The 22,326-nt window shown below is 38.0% G+C and carries 23 protein-coding genes and 1 pseudogene; 8 read left to right on the forward strand and 16 right to left on the reverse strand.

The window, feature by feature from the left end; genetic code table 11:
- Nucleotides 1-43: 43 nt before the first annotated feature.
- The 4 genes from MN204_RS05530 to MN204_RS05540 all read right to left on the reverse strand — a co-directional run bounded on the left by MN204_RS05530 (nucleotide 44) and on the right by MN204_RS05540 (nucleotide 3,224).
- Nucleotides 44-1,015: a carbohydrate kinase family protein gene (locus MN204_RS05530; RefSeq protein WP_249870075.1), complete on the reverse strand. Its 972-nt coding sequence runs from the start codon at nucleotides 1,013-1,015 to the stop codon at nucleotides 44-46.
- Between the two features lie 336 nt (nucleotides 1,016-1,351).
- Nucleotides 1,352-2,032, reverse strand: a complete 681-nt coding sequence (locus tag MN204_RS05535; RefSeq protein WP_249870076.1) for a hypothetical protein — start codon at nucleotides 2,030-2,032, stop codon at nucleotides 1,352-1,354.
- A 298-nt stretch (nucleotides 2,033-2,330) separates the two neighbouring features.
- Entirely contained in the window at nucleotides 2,331-2,411 is an 81-nt protein-coding gene (locus MN204_RS21455; RefSeq protein WP_368858651.1) for a putative holin-like toxin, read from the reverse strand.
- Between the two features lie 396 nt (nucleotides 2,412-2,807).
- Nucleotides 2,808-3,224 (reverse strand): helix-turn-helix domain-containing protein, encoded by a 417-nt coding sequence (locus MN204_RS05540; RefSeq protein ID WP_249870077.1) that lies wholly within the window; start codon nucleotides 3,222-3,224, stop codon nucleotides 2,808-2,810.
- A gap of 285 nt (nucleotides 3,225-3,509) precedes the next feature.
- Between MN204_RS05540 and MN204_RS05545 the strand changes: the two genes are divergently transcribed.
- Nucleotides 3,510-3,731, forward strand: a complete 222-nt coding sequence (locus tag MN204_RS05545) for a hypothetical protein (protein WP_249870078.1) — start codon at nucleotides 3,510-3,512, stop codon at nucleotides 3,729-3,731.
- A gap of 82 nt (nucleotides 3,732-3,813) precedes the next feature.
- On the opposite strand, the gene MN204_RS05550 is transcribed toward MN204_RS05545, so the two are convergent.
- On the reverse strand, nucleotides 3,814-4,191 hold the full coding sequence (locus tag MN204_RS05550) for a hypothetical protein (RefSeq protein WP_249870079.1): 378 nt from the start codon (nucleotides 4,189-4,191) through the stop codon (nucleotides 3,814-3,816).
- Between the two features lie 344 nt (nucleotides 4,192-4,535).
- On the opposite strand from MN204_RS05550, the gene MN204_RS05555 reads away from it, so the two are divergent.
- Complete coding sequence (locus tag MN204_RS05555) at nucleotides 4,536-5,435, forward strand: superoxide dismutase (RefSeq protein WP_249870080.1); 900 nt, start codon at nucleotides 4,536-4,538, stop codon at nucleotides 5,433-5,435.
- Nucleotides 5,436-5,677: 242 nt separating this feature from the next.
- Here the strand turns inward: MN204_RS05555 and ald are convergent, their stop codons facing one another.
- Nucleotides 5,678-6,808, reverse strand: coding sequence for an alanine dehydrogenase (ald, locus tag MN204_RS05560; protein WP_249870081.1), 1,131 nt, complete (start codon nucleotides 6,806-6,808; stop codon nucleotides 5,678-5,680).
- A 113-nt stretch (nucleotides 6,809-6,921) separates the two neighbouring features.
- Nucleotides 6,922-8,175 (reverse strand): PucR family transcriptional regulator, encoded by a 1,254-nt coding sequence (locus MN204_RS05565; RefSeq protein ID WP_249870082.1) that lies wholly within the window; start codon nucleotides 8,173-8,175, stop codon nucleotides 6,922-6,924.
- A 150-nt stretch (nucleotides 8,176-8,325) separates the two neighbouring features.
- Between MN204_RS05565 and MN204_RS05570 the strand changes: the two genes are divergently transcribed.
- Nucleotides 8,326-9,429 carry a YkvI family membrane protein gene (locus tag MN204_RS05570; RefSeq protein WP_249870083.1) on the forward strand — a complete coding sequence of 368 codons (1,104 nt, stop codon included), beginning with the start codon at nucleotides 8,326-8,328 and terminating at the stop codon, nucleotides 9,427-9,429.
- Between the two features lie 282 nt (nucleotides 9,430-9,711).
- On the opposite strand, the gene MN204_RS05575 is transcribed toward MN204_RS05570, so the two are convergent.
- From MN204_RS05575 to MN204_RS05585, 3 genes are read right to left on the reverse strand one after another with little or no spacing between them, the layout of a single operon-like run.
- A complete protein-coding gene (locus MN204_RS05575; RefSeq protein ID WP_249870084.1) occupies nucleotides 9,712-10,992 on the reverse strand; it encodes an FtsW/RodA/SpoVE family cell cycle protein in 1,281 nt (426 codons plus the stop codon).
- A gap of 6 nt (nucleotides 10,993-10,998) precedes the next feature.
- Entirely contained in the window at nucleotides 10,999-11,406 is a 408-nt protein-coding gene (locus MN204_RS05580; protein ID WP_249870085.1) for a PadR family transcriptional regulator, read from the reverse strand.
- Nucleotides 11,391-11,945, reverse strand: coding sequence for a sigma-70 family RNA polymerase sigma factor (locus tag MN204_RS05585; RefSeq protein ID WP_249870086.1), 555 nt, complete (start codon nucleotides 11,943-11,945; stop codon nucleotides 11,391-11,393). Before MN204_RS05585 ends, MN204_RS05580 begins: the two co-directional genes overlap by 16 nt.
- A 183-nt stretch (nucleotides 11,946-12,128) precedes the next feature.
- On the opposite strand from MN204_RS05585, the gene MN204_RS05590 reads away from it, so the two are divergent.
- The 5 genes and pseudogenes from MN204_RS05590 (at nucleotide 12,129) to MN204_RS05610 (ending at nucleotide 17,419) form a co-directional block, all read left to right on the forward strand.
- Nucleotides 12,129-12,881 carry an IclR family transcriptional regulator gene (locus MN204_RS05590; protein ID WP_249870087.1) on the forward strand — a complete coding sequence of 251 codons (753 nt, stop codon included), beginning with the start codon at nucleotides 12,129-12,131 and terminating at the stop codon, nucleotides 12,879-12,881.
- Between the two features lie 97 nt (nucleotides 12,882-12,978).
- Nucleotides 12,979-13,911: an aldo/keto reductase gene (locus MN204_RS05595; protein WP_249870088.1), complete on the forward strand. Its 933-nt coding sequence runs from the start codon at nucleotides 12,979-12,981 to the stop codon at nucleotides 13,909-13,911.
- 24 nt (nucleotides 13,912-13,935) lie between these two features.
- Nucleotides 13,936-15,086: pseudogene (locus MN204_RS05600) on the forward strand (NADH-dependent flavin oxidoreductase).
- A gap of 475 nt (nucleotides 15,087-15,561) precedes the next feature.
- Nucleotides 15,562-16,638 carry a M20 family metallopeptidase gene (locus MN204_RS05605; RefSeq protein WP_249870089.1) on the forward strand — a complete coding sequence of 359 codons (1,077 nt, stop codon included), beginning with the start codon at nucleotides 15,562-15,564 and terminating at the stop codon, nucleotides 16,636-16,638.
- Nucleotides 16,639-16,846: 208 nt separating this feature from the next.
- Nucleotides 16,847-17,419, forward strand: coding sequence for a Maf family protein (locus tag MN204_RS05610; protein ID WP_249870090.1), 573 nt, complete (start codon nucleotides 16,847-16,849; stop codon nucleotides 17,417-17,419).
- Between the two features lie 56 nt (nucleotides 17,420-17,475).
- Here MN204_RS05610 and ssuE read toward each other — a convergent pair whose 3' ends face one another.
- From ssuE to MN204_RS05640, 6 genes are all read right to left on the reverse strand, one after another.
- Nucleotides 17,476-17,964 (reverse strand): NADPH-dependent FMN reductase, encoded by a 489-nt coding sequence (gene ssuE / locus MN204_RS05615; protein WP_368858645.1) that lies wholly within the window; start codon nucleotides 17,962-17,964, stop codon nucleotides 17,476-17,478.
- Between the two features lie 124 nt (nucleotides 17,965-18,088).
- Nucleotides 18,089-18,346: a glutaredoxin family protein gene (locus MN204_RS05620; protein WP_249870091.1), complete on the reverse strand. Its 258-nt coding sequence runs from the start codon at nucleotides 18,344-18,346 to the stop codon at nucleotides 18,089-18,091.
- Between the two features lie 79 nt (nucleotides 18,347-18,425).
- Nucleotides 18,426-19,757, reverse strand: a complete 1,332-nt coding sequence (locus tag MN204_RS05625; RefSeq protein WP_249870092.1) for an LLM class flavin-dependent oxidoreductase — start codon at nucleotides 19,755-19,757, stop codon at nucleotides 18,426-18,428.
- Nucleotides 19,758-19,777: 20 nt separating this feature from the next.
- A complete protein-coding gene (locus MN204_RS05630) occupies nucleotides 19,778-20,569 on the reverse strand; it encodes a transporter substrate-binding domain-containing protein (RefSeq protein WP_249870093.1) in 792 nt (263 codons plus the stop codon).
- Between the two features lie 36 nt (nucleotides 20,570-20,605).
- Nucleotides 20,606-21,277, reverse strand: a complete 672-nt coding sequence (locus MN204_RS05635; protein WP_438804686.1) for an amino acid ABC transporter permease — start codon at nucleotides 21,275-21,277, stop codon at nucleotides 20,606-20,608.
- A gap of 43 nt (nucleotides 21,278-21,320) precedes the next feature.
- Entirely contained in the window at nucleotides 21,321-22,322 is a 1,002-nt protein-coding gene (locus MN204_RS05640; protein ID WP_249870095.1) for an MsnO8 family LLM class oxidoreductase, read from the reverse strand.
- Nucleotides 22,323-22,326: the final 4 nt, after the last annotated feature.

The raw sequence follows: 22,326 nt of genomic DNA on the forward strand, positions 1-22,326 counted from the left end.
ACCAGGTGGTACAAGAACTTTTTACTACTATTTAATGAACAGGCTATTCCCCGCTCCTACTCATTACTTCCTCCATAGTTGGAATGGCAGTGATCGCACCTATCTTCGTACAAACCATCGCACCAACTTGATTACTAAAGGCAATGATTTTCTTCAACTTTTCAAAATCAGCCATCACTTCTTTAGGTTTATTTTCTCGCTCCAGCTGAAAAAGTGCCGCTCCGACAAATGCATCTCCCGCCCCTGTGGAATCGATTGAGGTAACCGCAATGCTTGGTACAACCTCATGATATTCACCATTGGAAATCAATGTTCCGTCTTTCCCCAATGTGACAGCTATTACTTTAGCTCCATTCTGATGTAGCACCTGAACACCTTCCACTAAATCAGTAGTACCGGAAATTAATTTCAATTCGTCATCACTAACTTTTATAAAATCAGCTACTGCAATACCTTTTTTTACGAGATTAACAAAATCTCCTTCTTTATTTTTCCAAAGGTTTGCTCTGAAATTAGGATCAAATGAAATAAATTTCCCTTCTTCAGCGGCTCTTTTCATTGCATTTAAATACGTGGTTCGAAATGGATTGTCCAATAATGCAGTTGCTGAACCGAAATGAATCATTCCTGCATTTGCCCATTTGTCTTTATCCAGTTCATCTTCTGTTAAAAAAGCATCTGCACCACGATTAAAAACGAAATCTCTTTCTCCGTTTTTCTTTAATGAAACGAATGCCAGTGTAGTTGGATTGGTTTTATCCATTACAACCATCGACGTGTCGACATGAAGCTCATCCAATGTGTTTATTAGAAAATGACCGAATGGATCATTTCCGACTTTCCCGCTGAATATGGCGCGACCACCAAGTTTTACGATCGTTGCACAGACATTAGCCGGAGCCCCGCCTGCCTGCTTTTCAAAATTCCTGCCTTCAACGAGGTCAATATCTACATCTGTACAAAAAAAGTCGATTAACAATTCACCTATACAAATGACCGATGTATCTGAACTCATTCCTTCCTCACCCTTCTTTCTATTCGTATATCATAAGGATTGAGGCCATATCTCTTTTCCAATCATGACATATTCGAATTTTTTAAATCACTCTCTTGGAAATTAATCTACAACTATACTATCACAAGGTTATAACAATCTTTTCTTGGGAGTGTTCCTCTGCAAAATACTTTAGAGCAATTTCCTTTTTAGAAAGCCGTTTCACGTACATTCCAGAACTGTGTATAATTGTTTGTTAAAATTTTTTTAACAAACATTCAGTCTGGAAAGTATAAATAAAAAGATGCCACCCTTTGAAAGGATAGCACCCCGATAAAATTCAGTATGACGTTTTCGTTAATACTCTAAATAATCCGTACCACCAATAGAATCCATATGGCTTGCAATCATGGCAATAAGTGTACTTGCTTCTTCCTTGCTAAAAGTAATGATTGTTTCATCTTTTACCAGATCATCGTCATCTGCCCATGTACGGTTGATTCGTTTAATTACACCTTCGCCAGTATCCTGCGTAATTCCGAACTGATAAGAAACCTCTGATTCATCTGGTTTGTAGTATGCCGTCACTTCTGGAGTTTCCCACTCGACATCGATTTCTTCCAGTAATAATTCGTCTTCCACCTCACCTGCATCCTGAAAATCTGGTTGCTCATCAATGACCACTATGTCGGAAATATCATCACTATCCAGTTCATCATCAAAGCTATCATCCATATAATCATGGAAGCTTTCGTGAACTGCATCAACGATATCTTCTATATCTTCTAGCACCACCTTGCTAAGATGTCCATACTCGACATCGACTGATTGAATATAGAATTCTTCGTTATGGGGATCGAAATAAAGTGTACAAAAATAATCCCTGTCCTCTTCGCTGCTGTCCGTAAAGAAGTCTATCCTCGGATGCTTTGCCCCACGCTCGATTAACATCCTGCCGTTTTCATCATATTTTTCACAAATTGAATTCAAACTGTCCTGCAGTTCACCACATACTCTGTCAAACCATTCCAAATTCATGTAAATTCCCACCTTTCAATGTCATCTTGCTTATTATGACCATTTTAAAAGAATTATCTCTTTCTTCCTCATAAATTTATTTGGAAATAATACGTTTCCCGAAGAAAAGCGAAGAGTTTTGAACGAACTGGAGGTAGAAGTAGCTATTTACGTGTAAGAATTAATTGCTACCAAAAGCGACATCCTTCCTTGCAGCGATGCAGATAGGTACGTTTTATACATTCCCATTGCCAATAAAAAGAAGCCCATATGTTTTGAAAGCCAACATTCATCATGATGGTTTCCATACTTATAGGCTTTACTTCTTATTCTCTGACAATACTGCAACCAACAATGTTCCAAACGAAATCATCAGTACGAGCGATTCGAATACCGTCATTTGTTGTCCTCCCTTCCCTCATCAGTCAGGAGACAATTAAAATGGTTTTTATTTTTCGACATGCATTCCTTTTCTAAAAGCTTCCATAACGTTTTTGATATGTTCTTGTGAATTTTATTATGTTTATTGATATGTAACAACGTGCATGTCCTATTACAATTATTTCTTAGAAAACTAAGACAACTGTCTACCTTTGGGCGGATGTCTTAATTGCACTTACACACGTGCTTTAATCTCCACACACAAGCTTAAGCAGAAACTACCAGTGCTGTCTTTTTTAACACTGGTAATTACTGCTTAGGATCTTACTTATGAAGCACTATACTCGACACAAAAACGACGACTCAGACCTTCATCGCAACCGGAATCCATTAATAAAGATGATCCTGTTGCTACCTAATCTTCTTCCAAATAAATACATTGTTGTAAAGGTGGGCACCCTAGGATGAGCCAAATTTTGATAAACAGCTCCAGTCTGGGCTGGGAGACGTTATTAAATATTTTACTGATATTGGGAGGATGCATATTCAGTTGATCGGCAATGTCTTTCATATAAATGTTTTTTTGTTTGGCAATTTCTTTAAATCGGTTTTTAACTATAGGCTGTCGCTTGCTTTCAATAAATGGATTTGTCAAATCAAAATATTTAATTTGGTCCAACTTATCAACAATGCTCCCAACAATAAATTCTTCAATCTTATAATCATCACTCCGATTCTTATCCCGATGCCGATTAATTAAATTTTCCAGTTCCGTTAGTTCTTTTATTTGATTGTATGTTTCGTCTTTTAGCTGGATTGTTAGTTCTTTCATGTATAAATCACCTCATAAATGGAAAATGTATTGTTGAAAGGATGATTAAAATGATAAAGCATAATGATAAGGATGAAGTTATTGAAATCATCCACGAAACCTTTGATAAAGGAAGAAATGGATAACTTTTCAACCGAATTTTTGGACAAGCATCATCGTAAATTCAAGGGTGTTCGAAGTCCTCTTAGTTACATATTCTTAATTTTGTCCAAAAATTCCTATTTAAAATGATTTCATATACCTAAAAAATGTAACTGCACAGCTGAACTGCAGGAGGGAAATTAAATGGAATATTTAACACGTGAACAAGCTATCGAAAAACTGAATGACCTATTGGAAGATGATGTGAAAGAAAATTTTATGGAACAGGAAAAAAATGCGGGGGAACATGGCGACCCTACATTTGTGGTCAGCAATCGAAAAGGTTTTTCTGCAGAAGTTGGAATTGATTGGAATAAGGAAGCCGATTTGTTAATTTACACGATACAAGAGGATTTGCAGAGTTAGAATGAAAGAAAGGACGCCTTCTGAAGTTAGGAGAACGCCTTTCTCTTTTTAGGTTTATCAGCGAAGGACCATTCCTATATTGCTAATTCACTTCCTTAAATTCCTCTTCGTATAATCGTGATCTGTTCGGATAGTTTTTGATCCACATGACGTTTTCAACTGTTTTTTTGATTCTCGGCAGTACAAAATCAATTCTCCTCCTGTCTTTTCCGGAAAGGTCAAATGAATAAAATACAATTGTATCTATTTTTTGCTCCGTGTTGGCAATGAATTTCAAAAGTTCATTCAATCCAGGCCGCATCAGATTAGCATAGCCAATATCACTGAACTTTTTCACAATCTCAATATCGCTTAGTATAAGGAACCTTTTAATTCGCTCTTCCGTGTTAATTATATTTTCTACTGGTTGAATCGTTCTCTGTGTGTACAATAATCCCTGTTTTGGTGGTTCGATAAGCATATTGTTTTCTCCCCTCTTTCAAGTGTGCTATTTTACTAGTTATAATCAAAAACCATACGGACTATACAGAGAACCCGAAAGCGACAAACAGCCTTCCTCCTTAGATGAAGGCTGTTTGTCGCTTAATTTTCAGGAAGCATTTCTTAACCGTTTTCAATCGTAGGATGGGTTTTGACCAACCGGATACTTTATTATCTATATTCTCACGCATCCAATGCCGATGCTGTCGAAGATACTTTTGTATCAACAACCTCCAATAAATAACGTAATTTTTCCATCATGCAGGTCACCATTTCTGTATGGATGCATATATTGTCAACGACTAGTTACGAGGAGGGCTTTCATTGTCTGAATACATTTCTTCCATAAAAAAATGGTGTGAAGAAATATTGGAAACATATCAAGCATCAATTACTGAGTTGAGAGAACATGCTGGTATACAACCGTTAGATGACTGGAAAGAACAATTCACCAGGTTTCAGGAAGAACTTTCAACTAATGAATCATTACAGGAATCGGATGTTCAGGAACGGGCAAATGAACTATTTGCAGCATTACAATCTTTTTTTAATAGTGAGCGAGAAGAAGTAAGTTTAGAAAGTGAAGACCGTGTGGAGTCGGTTCCAATCGGAGGACATACGCTTCCCCCACTTCCCTACCGATATGATGCATTGGAACCTTATATCGCCGAGGAAATTATGAGGCTCCACCACGACAAGCATCATAGGAGTTATGTTGAAGGATTGAACAAGGCGGAAAGAGAAATGCAACGAGCGCGTCAGACGAATAACTTTGAATTGATTAAGCATTGGGAAAGGGAAGCAGCATTTCACGGAGCAGGTCATTATCTTCATACAATTTTCTGGAACATAATGAGTCCAAGAGGTGGCGGTCAACCTACTGGGAGTTTACTCCGGGCAATCAATCAATCGTTTGGTAGTTTTGATCAATTTAAAAAACATTTTTCGGAAGCAGCGAAAAATGTGGAAGCAGTCGGATGGGCTATTTTAGTTTGGTCCCCCCGCTCCAGACGTCTGGAAATTCTACAGGCAGAAAAGCACCAAAATCTAAGCCAGTGGGATGTTGTACCATTACTTGTTCTTGATGTTTGGGAACACGCCTACTATCTCCAATATAAAAACGAAAGAGAAAAATATGTTGATAATTGGTGGAACGTTGTAAATTGGCGTGAGGTTGACAGAAGATTTCAGCAGGCAAGGCAATTGAAGTGGGAACCTTTTTAATAGATTGTTGCCATATGAAAAAGATCACAATTATAGCTAGGCTTCCGTTAAATACATTTAGAAAACGTTGCTGTCACCAATCCTCTCGGTGATAGCCTTAATTGCACTTATGCAAGTTGGGTACGGTTTTTCACCTACTGAAAAAAGTGGATATTCTCAGTCATGATGATTTAAAATCTATTAAAAACGCCCCTCAGATGAAGGGCGTTTTAACGTTTTTACTTAATATAATTATTAAGATGTTATGATAATGCTGGCTCGCGCAAAGCTTCCTTGACGGATACATATTCATAGCCAAGGTCATTCGCAATAGCTTCATAGGTCACTTTACCGTTAACAACATTGATACCTGTGCTAATTGCTGGGTTATCCTGAACAGCTTTTGCAACACCTTTGGCAGCGATTTGCACGGCATATGGTACGGTTACATTTGTTAAACCGACTGTAGCAGTACGTGGAACGGCACCAGGAATATTGGCAACTGCATAATGGAGTACGTCATGTTTTATATAAATTGGATCATCATGTGTTGTTGGATGATCTACTGTCTCAAAGTTGCCCCCCTGGTCAATCGCTACGTCCACAATAACGGATCCAGGCTGCATGGATTTCACCATATCCTCGGATACAAGTTTAGGAGCTCTGGCACCTGGAATCAATACAGATCCAACTACTAAATCGGAATTTTTTACTGCTTCGGCAATGTTGTATGGATTAGACATCAATGTTTGGATTCTAGCACCAAAGATATCATCCAATTCACGTAATCGTACTGGATTTAAATCGATAATCGCTACTTCAGCACCTAGGCCAAGTGCAATTTTTGCTGCATTGGTACCTACAACTCCTCCACCAATAACCGTTACTTTACTGCGGTTTACTCCTGGGATACCACCAAGAAGAATTCCTTTTCCACCTTTAGATTTTTCCAAATATTGTGCACCGATTTGCGTAGCCATTCGACCAGCGACCTCACTCATCGGTGTAAGCAATGGTAATGTGCGATTTACGGTAATCGTTTCATATGCAATCGAGGTTACTTCTTTTTCAATGAGTGTTTTTGCCAATTCCGGTTCAGCAGCTAGATGAAGGTACGTAAATAAAATTAATCCTTTACGGAAATATTTATATTCAGATGGAAGTGGTTCCTTTACTTTCATAATCATATTCGATTTTTCCCAAACATCTGAAGCGCTTTCAATAATTTCAGCACCTGCATGCTTATATTCTTCATCTGCAAAATTGCTTCCTGCCCCTGCGTCTTTCTCAATGATAACCTTTTGTCCTGCATTCACTAAATGAACTACCCCAGCAGGTGTCATTGCAACTCGATTTTCATTATTTTTAATTTCCTTAGGTATACCAATAATCATATTACCCCATCCCCTTTTATCAAATTTTACCTCTCCATCGTATCTCTTTTAATGATCGATGTCCTTATTCAAATAAATAAAAGTAAGAAGGATGATTTGTGCATTTACACAAATCATCCTTCTTTTAAGCTTTCCATAATAAGATCAAGGTGTATAGTCATTTTCTGATTCGGGTCTTTTAAGTTAATTTCAGCCTCTTCTCTGATACGTTTTAACCGATAATTCATGGTATTTGAGTGAATGAACATTTTTTTAGCGGCTTGATAAACATTACAATCACATTGTAAATAAACATGAAGCGTCTTCAAAAGGGCTGTTCGATGTTTTTTATCATATGAACGCAGTTTTTCGATATGTTTATTCTGATATTGATTTGTTTTTCTTATTTCATATAACTCCTCGATAAACTGATAAACACCGAGATCCTCGTATCGGTGAATCGTTGAAAGTTGTGAGGGAAACTTACTTTTTAATTGCAGCACCCTTACAGCTTGTTTGTACGAGTCTTTGATATATTGGGGTTCTTCATATGCTAAACCAGATGAACCCGTGATATTTTTTAACCTCAGCTGTTTACGAATTTTTTCAATGAACTGTTCAATGAACTCATTTAATTGATTTTTAGGATTATCATTGTCTATCAGGCGGACAAGCATAATAAAGTCATTATCATCAAATAAACGGTAGATAACCTGGACTTTTACTTGGGTTTCTGATAAATAATGTGCGTGTTTTTCTATCTGTTCCGTTATATCATCGGAAAAGCGAATGACAACGATTGCAAGGATGCCCTCAAGTTTCATATTAAATCGCTTTGCTTGTCGGGAAATATCAGCGGTCGTTTGAGTATCCGTCAGCAGCTGCCAGAAAAAGTCTTGATATCCTTCTTCAGATTTTCTTTTCCGTTGGGATTGCTTGAGGAAAAAGTCCTTCAGATAAATGGTCACTTTTTTAAGGAGTTCTAATTCATCGTCACTTAGTGTTTTTTCTGCTGTATGGGCCCAGATAAAACCTAGAATCTCATTCTTATTTCTTACTGTTACAGCAACACGGTTTCCAAGCCCTATTTCTTTTATCTCTGGAATGACAACTGGGTCATCACTATCTAACAATTGTGGCATAATTCCTTGTTTCCAAAGCCCGTTAATTACTTTATTAGGAACTTTACGGTTCATGATGGTGGAAATTCTAGCTTCATCAATGTTTTTGTTATGTTTGCTATAGGATATGACATGATGATAGGAGTTTTCTATTGTAATCGGACATGCAAAAATCTCTGCAATCCGATCTGCTAATTCATCAGGATCATCAAATACCTCATTTAATCTACTTTTAAGTATTTCTGGCTGTTTTGGAACGTTTGTCATGCAAGCAATCCTCCATATCACAGAACAAATTTTAAAATCAGACTTGAGTAAATAAACAAATATTTTCCTATCTATTTTAATATATACACAAATAGATTTCATCTATAACCTGCTATACTTGAAAAATAAATAAATAAGGGAGAGAGTTACATGAAAAGATCTTTAAAAATTGGAAGCGCTTTTATAGGGGTAATTGTTGGTGCAGGTTTTGCTTCTGGGCAGGAAGTATTGCAGTATTTTACTAGTTTTGGTCTAATGGGCATTTTTGGGGCAATTATTGCAACAGCTCTATTTACATATGTTGGAATGGTGTTAGTATGGTTGGGCAGTAGCTCGCAAACAACATCCCATAAAGATGTAATTTATAAAATCAGCGGAAAATATCTCGGAATAGTAATTGATGCGATTCTAATCTTTACCTTGTTTGGTGTGGGTGTAGTTATGATTGCTGGGGCAGGTTCCAATCTTAACCAACAATTTGGCATGCCTCATATTGTTGGGGCAAGCATTTTGACAATTCTAATCATCCTCATTGGGATGTTAAAAGTTGATCGTGTCGTGTCGATTATTGGAAGTGTAACCCCTATTCTTATATTCTTCGTGATTATCATTTCTTTATACAGTTTACTAACCATTGATGGATCTCTCACTGTTCTTGACAGTATAGCAAAAGAGCAGACATCCACATTACCAAATTGGTTCGTTTCAGGCATCAATTATGTTTCATTTAATACTGCAGTAGGGGCATCTATGGCAATATTAATGGGTAGCGCAGAGACAAATCGAAAAACAGCAGCAGTTGGCGGATTAATAGGTGGACTTGGCCTTGGTATCCTAATTCTATTAAGCAATCTTGCTATCTTTGCAAAAATTGAAGAAGTAGGCAATTTAGAGATGCCGATGCTTGGAATTGTTAACAATATTTCACCCTTCTTAGGTTTACTTATGTCACTAGTCCTATTCGCAATGATTTTCAATACAGCATTAAGCATGTTTTTCTCATTTACTGCCCGTATAGCAGAATCTGGGTCACCTAAGTTTAAAGTACTTTTCATCATTACGATGATTGCAGCTTATGCAGCAAGTTTTCTCGGTTTTACCGATCTAGTAGCTTACTTTTACCCGCTTATCGGATATCTCGGACTTCTCTTGATTGTTGTCCTCTTTGTCACACCGATTCGAATGAAGAAAAAGAAAGTAACACTACAACATGACAATCAAGAAACCAAGAAAAGTAAAGAACGGGTAAGTTAAGGAAGCATGGGGACGGTTCTTTTGCTTCCGATGCGAAAGATGAACGAAATCTTCAACCTTAATCACAAACTATATCATTAGAAAAGGCTGTCACCCTATCTTTCGGTGACAGCCTTCTTTGTACGAATGTAATTTTTTCATATGAAACTTCAGATGATTGAGCAAAACTCCAAATGTCGCTTATACATCTGTGGCCTCTTTTTCCCTACGCATCACTCAGCAGTTCTTTAACTAAATTTATCATATGTTTTTCTTCCGTAACAGACAAAATTAATTAACTAATTAAACTGACCCAAATGTAAGATCTTTTCTGCGGAATATACTTAATACGATCCCCATTAAAAATGTATTAAACAGTGTCGGCATCAGTCCATAGCTTATAAACGGCAATGATATCGAGGTAATTGGAAATATGCCTAGTGTCATACCGACATTATAAACAAACTGGACGACATAAATTGTAATTCCACCAACAAGTAGTAATTTAGCATATTGACCATGTATTCTATGAGCGATTACCATCATCCTTACAGCAAAAAGTGAAAGAATGAATACCAAAACAATCGCAAACAAATAGCCATAATTATAGGTCAAACTTACAAGTACAAAATCAGCATGTGCGCTATGTGTAAACTCCCCTATTCCTGATGTCCCAAACCAGCCAGCTGTTGAGAGCAATTCTCGAACTGTCAAGTAGATAAATCCACCTTCATCTGGGTAATTTTCTGGATTTAACCATGCTAAAATTTTATCTAACTGGTATTCCTTTAAGTTGTACCAAAAATACAAGCCACCAATAATCAACATAATTAATGGTACAACTGTCATTACGAGTACCTTATTCTTATCTAACTTACTCCACCAGAGCATTACGAATGCCATACTTATATAGATAAAACTTACAGAAAAATTTCCTATACTCAGCAATAAATACAAAGGGAATAAAAATAAAATACAATGATGCCAAACTTTTAAGTTAACATTATTCATAAAAGAAGCGCCTGCTAGAAAAAGAAATGGTAAAGCCATAAAACTTCTCAAAAAATTATTTCCAATAATTCTGATCATAGGCTCTCCATTCAAATAAACACTTGGGAAAATGTTTATCACTAAAAGGATAACTACCCCAATGCTATAAAACAACCAACCATGTTTTTCTAATTTCCGATAATCATACATCATCAAACCCAATACAACGATAGCAGTAAGAACAACTAGGAATATCCTTTCGCTCAAAAAATGAGACATGTCCGAGTATCCCGTACTCCATAAGGAAATGATTGGAAGAAAACTTAAACCCATGATGATTACCATCAGAAAAATCATCCACCAATCAACCCTCGGCTGATGAAGTTTATTCAGTCTCTGTCCAAGTTGTATCGGACTCCCCATTTGATTCACAGCTTTTCTTTCCGCCTCTTGATAATCGAAGCCCTTCTCTACCCACATTCTCTTTGCTTCTTTTAAGTGGAATCCCAGTTCACTCCTAACGAAACTTTTTGCTTCCTTTGATTTTATTTGTTTTATCACTTCACTTAAAAAAGAATCCCCCCTGTTAACCAAGTTTCTTTACACCTCCATCCATTCTTTTAATATGAGCCGTTTGTTCGCTGAATCCTTTTCTATTTTACGTAAGACCTTCTTCCCTTTCCCATCTAATTGATAGTATTTCACTCCAAATTTGTTCCATCTTGCTTTAATAAAACGATCCTGTTCCAGTCGATGTAATTTGGTATAGAGGAGACCTTCCTCTCCTTCAAATTCCCGGACCCCTCTCGCACGTAACAGCTGCAATAATTCGTAACCGTTTTTTTCTAGGTTCAGAAGTTGCAGGATTGCTAATATAATATCTTCCTCACTCTCGTATAGTTTCGTAATCTTTTCATGGATTTTATTTTTATGCTGGTCTAAGAATCTCCATTGATTAAATGTCGTTTTCTCCATTGATTTTCGAAGTCCTATTAACCGTTCTTCCATTCGTTTATTCCCTCCAATCCTTTTTTCAGAAGTTCCTTTGCTCTTCTTATCCGTGTTTTAACCGTGCTTTCTTTTGCCTCAAGTACCAACGCGATTTCTTTGATTTGCAACTCCTCAAAATAAAAGAGATAAATAACTTCCCGATATTTTATCGGTAAATCCATTACCGCAGTAGCCAATCTTTGATCATCATCACTTTGAATAACAGTCTGCTCGACACTTTCTTGTTTGTCCCCTGTGTAATTGGTTTCATTTGCTAAAACGATCACATTTTTGTTATACCAGCTTTTCAAATAATCCTTACAATGATTTATTGCGATTTTCCATAACCACGTTTTTAATTTAGAGTTTCCTTTATAGGTATGAAGCGACTTATAACACTTTACAAATATGTCCTGCGTTAAATCTTCAGCAATTACTTTATTATGTACATAGGAATATGCTAGCTTTAAAATCTGATCACCATAGCTATTCATTATTTCATCTATTAATTGTTCCTTATTTTCAATTTCATATATATCTGCTATTAATTCATCCACATCGATTCCTCCTTTCAATTTATTAGACGACTTCCTCTGGTAGAAAGTTTTTATTTTCCAAAATAAATAGGAAGCATGGGGACGGTTCCTCGCCAAGTTTCAAATAGTGAAACGGGAAGGCTTGGTTGTTGAATCCTATTAGCTGATGTCTTACCATTGGGTTAGAGACGAGGTGAACAGAGGTTGAGTCAATACGAGGTTTCCACATTAAAAAAAGGGCTTCAGATCTTGGATTTATTGCAAACAAAGCGATTTTTGACGCTTAAAGAGATTTCTGAAACACTTCAATTGAATAAGACAACCGCCTTTCGGTTATTGCACACATTGGAGGATATGGAATACATCAACAAATTCGAAAACTATTTCGAGCTGAATACGAAAAAGTTTCATTCTGTTGCTGACCATGATACTTCCATTGATTGGACCACATTACGTAGTCCATATCTTCTAGCAAGAAACACGGGGGAAAACGTATATATTGGAACTTTTGACGGATCAGATTTGGTCATGCGGCAAGTAATCAAACCTCCCTTTGATGAACCTTTTACAGAGGAGATAGGTGACCGTTCACCCCAACATTATACTGCTATAGGAAAGGTAATCCTGGCTTTTTCTGACGAGGACCAGCAAAAAGAAGCATTATCTCTTCTTAGCTCAACACCAGCAACTGACCATACGTTTGTTGACCCTGAATTACTGCTTTACCATTTAGATGTTATTAAAAAACAAGGTTTTGCTTTAGATGATGAAGAGAGATTTATTGGACTACGTTGTTTAGCCGCACCGGTCTTCATGGACAATAAAGTAATCGCAGCGGTAGCAATCGACGGTCCAGTTGAAAGAATGAAAAGAAGTATGCTGCGTGGATTAACGAATAAGGTCATCACGGCAAGTAAAGATATAACAGCCGAAATAAATGCAAACTATCAGATTTGAGAAGTGCCTGGGAAATCACTTGTTAATCTTGTCTCAAGCGAAAACAGATAATTTTCTCTATTCATCATATCAAAATAATAGAAAAGAGGAATAAATAATGACAAAACAAATAAAACTTGGGAAATCCGAACTTTACGTGAATCCAATCGGACTTGGTACGAATGCTGTTGGCGGACATAATCTTTATCCTAATTTAGATGAAGAAGCAGGTAAAGAACTGGTGCGTGCCGCAATTAAAAATGGTGTGAATTTCATTGATACAGCATATCTATATGGCCCTGGACGCTCCGAAGAATTAGTTGGAGAAGCAATCAAAGAAACAGGAAAAAGAGATGAGCTTGTCCTAGCAACAAAAGGATCGGTTAAATTTACAGGCCAAGAAATGCTACAAGATAATAGCCCTGCCTTCTTGAAACAAGAAGTAGAAAATAGTTTGAAACGACTGCAAACAGACTATATTGATCTATTTTATATCCATTATCCAGATAATGTTACACCAGGATATGAAGCAGTAGGTGCTTTAAAAGAATTAAAAGATCAAGGCAAAATCAGAGCAATCGGCTTATCCAATTTTTCCATCGATCAGTTAAAAGAAGCGAATAGAGACGGATATGTTGATGTGTTTCAAGGAGAGTATAACTTAATTCAACGATCAGCAGAGAAAGAATTACTTCCTTATACCGCAGAAAACAATATTTCATTTATCCCATTTTTCCCACTTGCATCCGGATTACTGGCAGGTAAATATAATAAAGATATGACATTTAATGATTTTCGTGCCAACATGCCACATCTGCAAGGAGAAGCATTTGCACAGAATTTAGAAAAAGTAGAAAAAATCCGTGAAATTGCAAATGCGAAACAAGTGGATGTTGCTCATATTGTCTTAGCTTGGTACTTAACACGTAAATCCATTGACGCTGTCATTCCTGGTGCAAAAAGAGCTGAGCAAGTATTAGATAACTTGAAAACATTAAACGTTCAATTAACAGCAGAAGAAATCCAAGCAATTGATCGCACTTTCCAATAATAACAAACTAGGAGAATTAACAACATGAAAGAAAGTTACAAACCAATATTCGAACCATTTACTTTACGTAATGGCGTTCAATTAAAAAACCGAATTGTCATGGCGCCGATGACGACCTTTTCTGCAAATCCGGATGATACTGCTTCCGATGCTGAGATTGACTATTATGCTGCACGTTCCAACGGTCCTGCAATGGTTCTTACAGCTTGTGCCTATGTTCAGGCAAATGGAAAAGGATTTGAAGGACAGTTTGCCGCAGATCGGGATACAATGATTCCAAGCCTCAGAAGAGTAGCTTCTTCTATAAAAAAGGTGGAGCAAAAGCTGTATTACAGCTCTATCATGGCGGGAGATTGGCTGTTCCGCATTTAATTCCAGATGGTGAAACGGTAAGTGCAAGCAGTGTTGCACCGCTTCTGGACAGAGGTTTTTACAGCATTGATGCTGTCCCTCGAGCTTTAACCGATGACGAAATCATAGAATTAATCAAGGCATTTGGAGAGGCAACTCGCCGTGCAATAGAAGCAGGGTTTGATGGCGTTGAACTGCATGGTGCAAGTGGATACATTATTCAACAATTCTTCTCTCCTCATTCGAATACACGAACAGATCGCTGGGGAGGAAGTATCGAAAACCGACTTAACTTTCCTGTTGCTGTCATCGATGAAGTGAAAAGAGTGGTTGCAAAACACGCCACACAACCTTTTATCATCGGCTACCGTCTGTCCCCAGAGGAACCGGAAACACCTGGAATAACGATGACCGAGACATTTACACTTCTCGACGCATTAGCTGATGCAGAATTAGATTATATTCATATGGCATTAACTGAATTTTGGTCTAAGCCGCGCCGTGGTGTTGAGAGCAATCGTTCACGCGTTGAGCTTATCCGTGAACATGTGGGAAATCGCGTACCTATTATTGGTGTAGGATCCATTCATACACCAGATCAAGCTGTCCAAGCACTGGAGGTAACAGACCTTCTTTCATTAGGAAGAGAACTCATCATGGAACCTAAGTGGGTAGAAAAAGTGCAACAGGGAGAGGAAAAGGAAATCAAAACGACCATTAACAACAACGACCAATCCCTTCTCGCTGTTCCAGATCCACTGTGGAAACTCATGTTTGATGTACCTGGATGGTTTCCCGTTGATAAAGAAAAACAAAAACAATGAATTTAAATGAAGCATGGAGCGATTTCCTTTTAACTTAAGAAGAAATCGCTCCTTGTTTTCTTTTGTATTTATATTCCAAAAAGCAGGCAGTTCCCTTAACGGAGAACTGACTGCATTTCACATGAACCTTTATGATTGTCCACTATCTATCCCTCCGTAACATGGATAGTTTTCCTTAAGACTTTCGAGCAAGCGTACTCCATTGATTCCCCTCCCTGAAAGAAACGTTTCGATGAAGTAGCTTTTTGTCCCCCAGATTAAGAATTGCTATGGAGGGTATATCAAAACTAGATGCAATATGAAATGGATTTTTATTTTTTCCCTTAGAAAATCTCTCATTTGGATACAGCTGATGGAAAAACGGCGCGAGTAAATACCACCGATAAAGTTTCATTTCATTCATTGGGGGGATTACAACCCGTTAACGCGAAGGTATATTTCTTCAATTGAGATATAACTAGTTAGGAGTGATACTATGCGTGATCCGATACAATTATTAGAAGATTTAATAGAGATTGATAGCTCGACCAAGCCTGGTGCGAACAAAGCTGTTGATTACTGTGCAAATTGGCTGGAGAACCAAGGTCTTACTGTGGAGCGAATTGAGAATAATGGCTTTCATATGCTCGTCTGTGAGATTGGCCAAGGAACAGATACGATCGTATTTAATGGACATATTGATGTTGTTGAAGGAGAAGAGAAACAGTTTGAACCGTATATAGATGAAGGAAAAATGTATGGTCGCGGCTCGGTTGATATGAAAGCTGGTGTGGCAACAATGATGACGGCAGTGGCACAGTTGAAGGACAGCAATTTATCAACAAAGGTAATGCTGCAGATCGTTCCGGATGAGGAAACTGGCGGAACAAATGGTACGAAGTTTTTGACTGAGAAAGGATACCTGGGTGACTTCATAATTTGCGGTGAACCGACACATATGGGGATTGCGATTCAGTCTAAGGGAGTGCTGCAGCTTGATTTCGTTGTAAATGGAAAACCTGCCCATGGAAGCCGACCATGGGAAGGTGTAAATGCAATCAGCAAGGCCTATCAACTCTATGAAGAAATTCTTGAACTGCCATTTGCACAGGAGACTTCCCCACCCATGTTCGGTAACCCATCCATCAATCTTGCCAAAATAAAGGGTGGCACTGTATATAATAAGGTTCCGGATAGATGTGAGATGTCCCTTGATATCCGATACTTGCCGGAACAGCTACCAGAGGATATCGTCAAACAGATCCAAAACATCACGGAGGAAACCGTAACAATCCACAGTCAAAACAGACCCGTCAAGACGAAAGAAGATAATCCTTACGTCCAGAAACTTGCTGCATCCGTTAAGCGAGAAACCCGACTGGAAAAGGTGAATATTTTTGGTCAGCACGGTTCCAATGATGGGCAGTTCTTTACGGAGTATGGAGGATCAGCCATAGAGTTTGGTCCAGCCGGCCACGATTGGCATGGCAAGAATGAAATGGTTTATGTGGATTCGGTGAGAGAATATCAGAGAGTGCTTGAAGACTTCGTACTATCTCATAACAAAAATTAAATCAATCGTATGTTGGCGTAATGAAGCACCGGCCCTTCTTAGATCAGATGGTTTCGGTGCTTATTGCTTTTCAGTAGGAAAATTTTTGTTTCAAATGTTGTAAACATATTGGTGACTGCAGGCAAAAGTTGCTATACTTCACATAGATTATTGTCTTATAACTGTCACCGATTGGATAAGACAGTTACCCTATCAGGAGGTATTACATATGACCAAAAAACTTATCCTTGCTTCCTCATCACCGCGAAGGCAAGAACTCTTACTTCAGGTACAAATTCCCTTCACCATCCGCAAACCTGAAATAGACGAATCACAGATTAGTGCAACTGATCCGGTAGAAAAAGTTAAACAATTAGCTTTGTTAAAAGGCCGGAAAGTCCCGCTTACACATGAAAATGAAGTAATCCTATCCGCTGATACCGTCGTTTCCTGCAACAATATCATCTTTGAAAAACCGACGAGCAAGGAAGATGCTTATCACATGATTTCTCATTTAAGTGGTACTGTTCATGAGGTATTTACTGGTGTGTTGATCCGTTCATTACATGATGAAACCGTATTTGTCGAGCGGACAAAGGTTGAATTTTGGCCTCTAACAGAAGAAGAAATCGATTGGTATCTATCGACTAATGATCCCTATGATAAAGCCGGTGCTTATGGGATTCAAAGTCTCGGAGCTACGCTTGTAAAGCAAATTACCGGAGATTATTACAATGTCGTTGGGCTACCAATTTCCCGTGTGGTTAGAGAGCTTAGGCGATTTTCTGTGTATCCAGAATAAGAGAAGCGCAGGGACGGTTCTTTTGGAAGCAAAAGAACCGTCCCTGCGCTTCTCACCTATCGCGAAGTAACTGCTACCTCACTCCCATGCACATCAACCGAAATCTTGTTCAAAAAATAACGAACCTGCTTCTTCGTTCGATTTAACATATCTTCATCAATAATCACTTCATCACTTGTTTTACTGATCTCACTATCTTGGAAATATAGACCTTTTAAGTTTTGTGCTTTTACAGTGGCTAATAACGGTTTCAATGCATATTCCATAGCCAATAAATGCGATGAACTACCTCCTGTCATCACAGGAAGTACAACAGTATCCTGTAAAATATCCTGCGGCAGAAGGTCGAATAGTGCTTTTAATACACCAGAGTATGAAGCCTTGTATACTGGGGATCCAACAATTACACCATCCGCTTTTTGCAAATCATTGGCTATCTCCTTTATCTTAGAACTGTTAAAGTTTGCAAATAGCAAGTCCTCTGCATCGACATCTTTGACAGAAATATTATTAATAGAAAACCCTTCCTGTTTGGCAAGGGTCACCTAAATAGTAAAGTACACGTTCTGATCTCGATAACGAAGACGGACTCCCCGACACAATTACAATATGGGCGATAACGATTCCCCTCCCTGTTTGAAAACATTTTCTAAAACAACACGGCAACATTTACGATTTAGCTAACGCTTTTTCCAAATGTTCGATACCAACTTCTGTTACTGCTTCATATACATTTCCTTGACCAATTTCCACAACAGGAACATGACGCACCCCGTATTTAGCTTCCAAAATATCTCTCCGGTCATCATTTTCTGTTACATCTATCGTTTGGTAAGCTAAACCTTTTCCCTCTAAATATGTTTTTACTTCATTACAATAACTACATCCTTGCTTTGCCCAAACTACTATCGATTGATCATTTGCCATCTTAATCCCCACTTTTCGTTTTAGTATGATATTTTTTAAAAAAATAACCGCTTCTACTCTGAACTCTACAAGCTAGTTTCTATATAGAAGCACTAGCTTTTTTAACATAACGATTTTTTATAAAAGGCAGCCCTAAATTCTCACGTAATGTATCGCCTTCATAACTGCGATTATAATAGCCTTTTTCCTCTAAAATTGGTAATACATGATTGAGAAAATCATCGTATTGCTTACCTAGCACATACATGACTATCACAAAACCATCTGCAGCGTCATGATCAACCCACTCCATCATTTTATATGCTACTTGCTCGTACGTTCCGAAAAACTCACCTTTTGGAGTAGCTACACGTAATGCCACTTCTCGTAACGTTAAGTTCTCTTCTTTCGCCATTTGTTTAATCTCATCTGTTGTCGACTGGAAACTGTTCTTACCGACATCACCAATATCTGGGAAAGCCTCATCAAGCGGAAACTGACTGAAATCAAAATGATCAAAGTAACGTCCGAGATAATTTAGTGCTTCCTCGATACTAATTAAATTTTTAATCTCATTGTATCTTTCCTCCGCTTCTGCTTCTGTCGCACCAATTATCGGAGACAACGATGGTAAAATAGCAATATCATCTCGTTTTCTACCATTTTCAACTGCCTGTTCTTTTAAGGTGCGATAATATTCCTGTGCACTTTCAATAGTAGCTTTATTTGTGAAAATCGCTTCACCATGTTTCGCAGCAAAGGCAATTCCCGTCTTTGATGCGCCCGCTTGGAATATGACCGGTTGTCCTTGTTTGGAACGCTCGATATTTAATGGCCCCTGTGCTTTAAAAAATTCCCCTTCATGGTTTAAACGATGCATCTTCTCTCGTTCAAAGAATTGCCCCGATTTACGATTTCTGACAAATGCATCATCTTCCCAGGAATCCCATAATCCTTTAGCAACTTCTAAATACTCATCCGCCATTTGATAGCGTAACGAATGATCGGGATGATTTCCTTTATTAAAGTTTGAAGCAGTTCCTTCCAATGGAGTCGTTACCACGTTCCAACCAGCACGGCCCCCTGAGATACTATCTAATGAAGCAAATTGACGTGCAATATTAAATGGCTCACTATACGTGGTGGAAACCGTCCCAACTAAGCCAATATGTTTTGTTACTGCTGCAAGTGTCGACAATAACGTTATCGGCTCAAAGCGATTTAAAAAATGTGGAATGGATTTTTCATTAATGTGTAGACCATCTGCGATGAATACAAAGTCAATTCCCGATTGCTCTGCTTTTTGCGTCACATCTATATAATGATTTAGATTAATACTTCCATCTGCAGGAACCTCGTCGGATTTCCAGGAGTTCATGTGACCACCTGGACCTTGTATTAAAATACCAAGTTTTATTTTCTTTTTGGACATTTTTACAACTCCTTCTCTTTCTATTCGTCTTCTAGTAAATCTACATCGAACCATTTTTCGGATATCTCGGAAAATGTCCCATTCTCTTTAAGCTCTTCAATAGCTTTGTTTATTTCCAAAATCAAGGCATCATTTTCTTCTGATTTTTGAAAAGGCAAAGCAACTGGCTGATCACCAAATGGTTCTCCTACAATTTGTAATGGAATGTCTCGTTGACTAATTTGTGCCAGCAATTGTTCTCTCCCATATATAAATCCGTCTACTTTCCCTGTTGCAACATCTGTATAAATAACATCGGTTGATTCATAAATGACCAGTTCATAATTTTCATCTGGGAAATTTTCTTTTAAAATATTTTCAAAGTTCGTACCCATGATACCTGCTAGTTCTTTTCCCTCTAATTCATCTAAAGACTGAACTTTAGCATTGTCCTTCGCTGTAGCAACCACTGCTTTTGAACTGTAATAAGGATCCGTGAAATTATACGTTTGCGCTCTTTCCTCTGTTGCAGCAAAGTTAATTGCCGTATCCACTTTTCCAGATTGTAAATTAGCTAAAACCCCATTCCAATCGGTTAACACCCAATCCACTTCATAATCCATTTTTTCGAAAATAGCGTTAAAGATATCTACAATAAAACCCTTTAACTCCTCATCTTCTTTAAAAGTATGTGGAAAACCATCGGGTACAGCACCAACTGTGATGACCTTATCATCAGAAGGACTAGCGGACCCTTCATTATTCTCGTTTTCGCCACACCCCGCAACAAAGAACAGCAATACTGCTGACAGAAACAGCATTAATTTTTTCATTTACCTTTCCCCCTCTATAATCATGAATACAAATCATTAAGTGATATAGGCCTTACTAATTCGCTTTTCATACCAGCCTTGTAACTGGCTGTATAAGAAAGTGGTTGCCCAATAGATAAGCCCCACCGCTAAATAGGCTTCAAAAAACCTCAAATTTGCAGAAGCAAGCAGTTTTCCTTGTGCTAATAATTCCGTAACCCCTATCGTAAAAGCTAAGGAAGAGTTCTTAATCAATCCGATGAACATATTTCCTGTAGCTGGTATCGCATTTCGAATGGCTTGAGGTAAAATAATTCCTTGCATTGCTTGTGGGTAGCTCAACCCGACAGATGTCGCAGCTTCCGCCTGCCCCTTATCAACAGACTGGATACCCGCGCGGAAGATTTCAGCCAGATAGGATGACGTATTTAAACTAAAAGCAATAATTGCCGCAGCTTCCGCCCCTAACTCATTAAAAATCGGGAAAATTTGTGGAAGCCCAAAATAAATCATTAAAAGTTGGACAAGTACAGGTGTTCCTCTAAAAAAGGAAATATATATTCTAGCTAATTGCAGCAAAACAGGCACTTTATTTACAAGAATAATAGAAAGGATTGCCCCTATTACAATTGCGATAAGCATGGCAATGATGGTTATGTATAATGTAATTGGTAAATATTTAAGTAACTCCGGAATAATTTCAATTACATAAACAAGATCGATATTCAATACCATTCACCTCCTCTTTTTCAGATTATTTTCTCTGAGTAAGCTAATTACTCAACACTGGCGACGTCAGCTGACTTAATAATTCAAACGACTTCAATCGTTTTACTTCATTTCTGATTGGTGTATGAATAATAAATTCATCAATACGGTAAGCAGATGCTAACTTGTCGAGCTCTTCCTTCACAAATGCAGGAGTTCCTGCAATCATCTCTACTTCCTGTTCTTTTACTTCAAAAGACTCTTCTTCCTGTTCCCGGAATAATACGACTTGCTCCAAAGAATTTACAGATAGAGAACGACCGCTTTTAAAGTAGATTTTATAAACTTTATAGTGGCTTGCTTCTTCCTCTGCTTCTTCTTGGATTTGTGCAGCAAAAGAAGCGACTGCAACAATAAATTTTCCTTCTGGATAAATATCTCGATACGTCTGTACCGCTTCCTCGAGAATGTCATGATTACTGTTTATAAAATACGCAAACACGAAATTTGTACCTTGTTCTGCAGCGAGTTTTGCACTATTTGGACTCGCACCTAAAAGAAAGACAGGAACTTTTTCTTTTGACATTGGCAGCGCTTTCGCACCATATAAAACATGATCTTCCGGCAGTGTGTCATGAATGAATTGGTTAAGTGTCGTAAACCGCTCATCAAAAGAGATCGCACTTCCTGCACCTCCATAACGCAGTGCCTCTGTAGATAAAGAAAACCCTCCAGGAGCTTTCCCTACTCCCAGCTCCACCCTTCCAGGTGTGAGTAAAGATAACAGATTAAAGCTTTCTACTACCTTGTAAGGACTATAATGCTGGAGCATCACCCCACCTGAGCCAATTTTAATGGAATTTGTTTTTGCTAATAAATGAGATATGAGGACTTCAGGAGCGGTGCCTGCAAGATCAAGTGACTGATGATGTTCTGATACCCAAAAGCGTTCATATCCCCATTTTTCTGCCTGTTGTATTAATTGAATCGTACTTTCCAAAGCATCCTCCGCTGATTGCCCTGGAACAATTGGACTTTGATCAAGTATCCCTAATTTGTATGCCATTTCT

The organism is Oceanobacillus saliphilus, assembly GCF_023522835.1.
GTDB lineage: Bacteria > Bacillota > Bacilli > Bacillales > Amphibacillaceae > Oceanobacillus > Oceanobacillus saliphilus.

What these genes read in the sequence shown, in the direction of transcription:
- MN204_RS05530 (WP_249870075.1), bottom strand. Translation starts at nt 1,015, where the DNA reads ATGAGTTCAGATACATCGGTCATTTGTATAGGTGAATTGTTAATCGAC.
- MN204_RS05535 (WP_249870076.1), bottom strand. Translation starts at nt 2,032, where the DNA reads ATGAATTTGGAATGGTTTGACAGAGTATGTGGTGAACTGCAGGACAGT.
- MN204_RS21455 (WP_368858651.1), bottom strand. Translation starts at nt 2,411, where the DNA reads ATGACGGTATTCGAATCGCTCGTACTGATGATTTCGTTTGGAACATTG.
- MN204_RS05540 (WP_249870077.1), bottom strand. Translation starts at nt 3,224, where the DNA reads ATGAAAGAACTAACAATCCAGCTAAAAGACGAAACATACAATCAAATA.
- MN204_RS05545 (WP_249870078.1), top strand. Translation starts at nt 3,510, where the DNA reads ATGGAATATTTAACACGTGAACAAGCTATCGAAAAACTGAATGACCTA.
- MN204_RS05550 (WP_249870079.1), bottom strand. Translation starts at nt 4,191, where the DNA reads ATGCTTATCGAACCACCAAAACAGGGATTATTGTACACACAGAGAACG.
- ald (WP_249870081.1), bottom strand. Translation starts at nt 6,808, where the DNA reads ATGATTATTGGTATACCTAAGGAAATTAAAAATAATGAAAATCGAGTT.
- MN204_RS05565 (WP_249870082.1), bottom strand. Translation starts at nt 8,175, where the DNA reads ATGACAAACGTTCCAAAACAGCCAGAAATACTTAAAAGTAGATTAAAT.
- MN204_RS05570 (WP_249870083.1), top strand. Translation starts at nt 8,326, where the DNA reads ATGAAAAGATCTTTAAAAATTGGAAGCGCTTTTATAGGGGTAATTGTT.
- MN204_RS05580 (WP_249870085.1), bottom strand. Translation starts at nt 11,406, where the DNA reads ATGGAAGAACGGTTAATAGGACTTCGAAAATCAATGGAGAAAACGACA.
- MN204_RS05595 (WP_249870088.1), top strand. Translation starts at nt 12,979, where the DNA reads ATGACAAAACAAATAAAACTTGGGAAATCCGAACTTTACGTGAATCCA.
- MN204_RS05605 (WP_249870089.1), top strand. Translation starts at nt 15,562, where the DNA reads ATGCGTGATCCGATACAATTATTAGAAGATTTAATAGAGATTGATAGC.
- MN204_RS05610 (WP_249870090.1), top strand. Translation starts at nt 16,847, where the DNA reads ATGACCAAAAAACTTATCCTTGCTTCCTCATCACCGCGAAGGCAAGAA.
- MN204_RS05620 (WP_249870091.1), bottom strand. Translation starts at nt 18,346, where the DNA reads ATGGCAAATGATCAATCGATAGTAGTTTGGGCAAAGCAAGGATGTAGT.
- MN204_RS05625 (WP_249870092.1), bottom strand. Translation starts at nt 19,757, where the DNA reads ATGTCCAAAAAGAAAATAAAACTTGGTATTTTAATACAAGGTCCAGGT.
- MN204_RS05630 (WP_249870093.1), bottom strand. Translation starts at nt 20,569, where the DNA reads ATGAAAAAATTAATGCTGTTTCTGTCAGCAGTATTGCTGTTCTTTGTT.
- MN204_RS05640 (WP_249870095.1), bottom strand. Translation starts at nt 22,322, where the DNA reads ATGGCATACAAATTAGGGATACTTGATCAAAGTCCAATTGTTCCAGGG.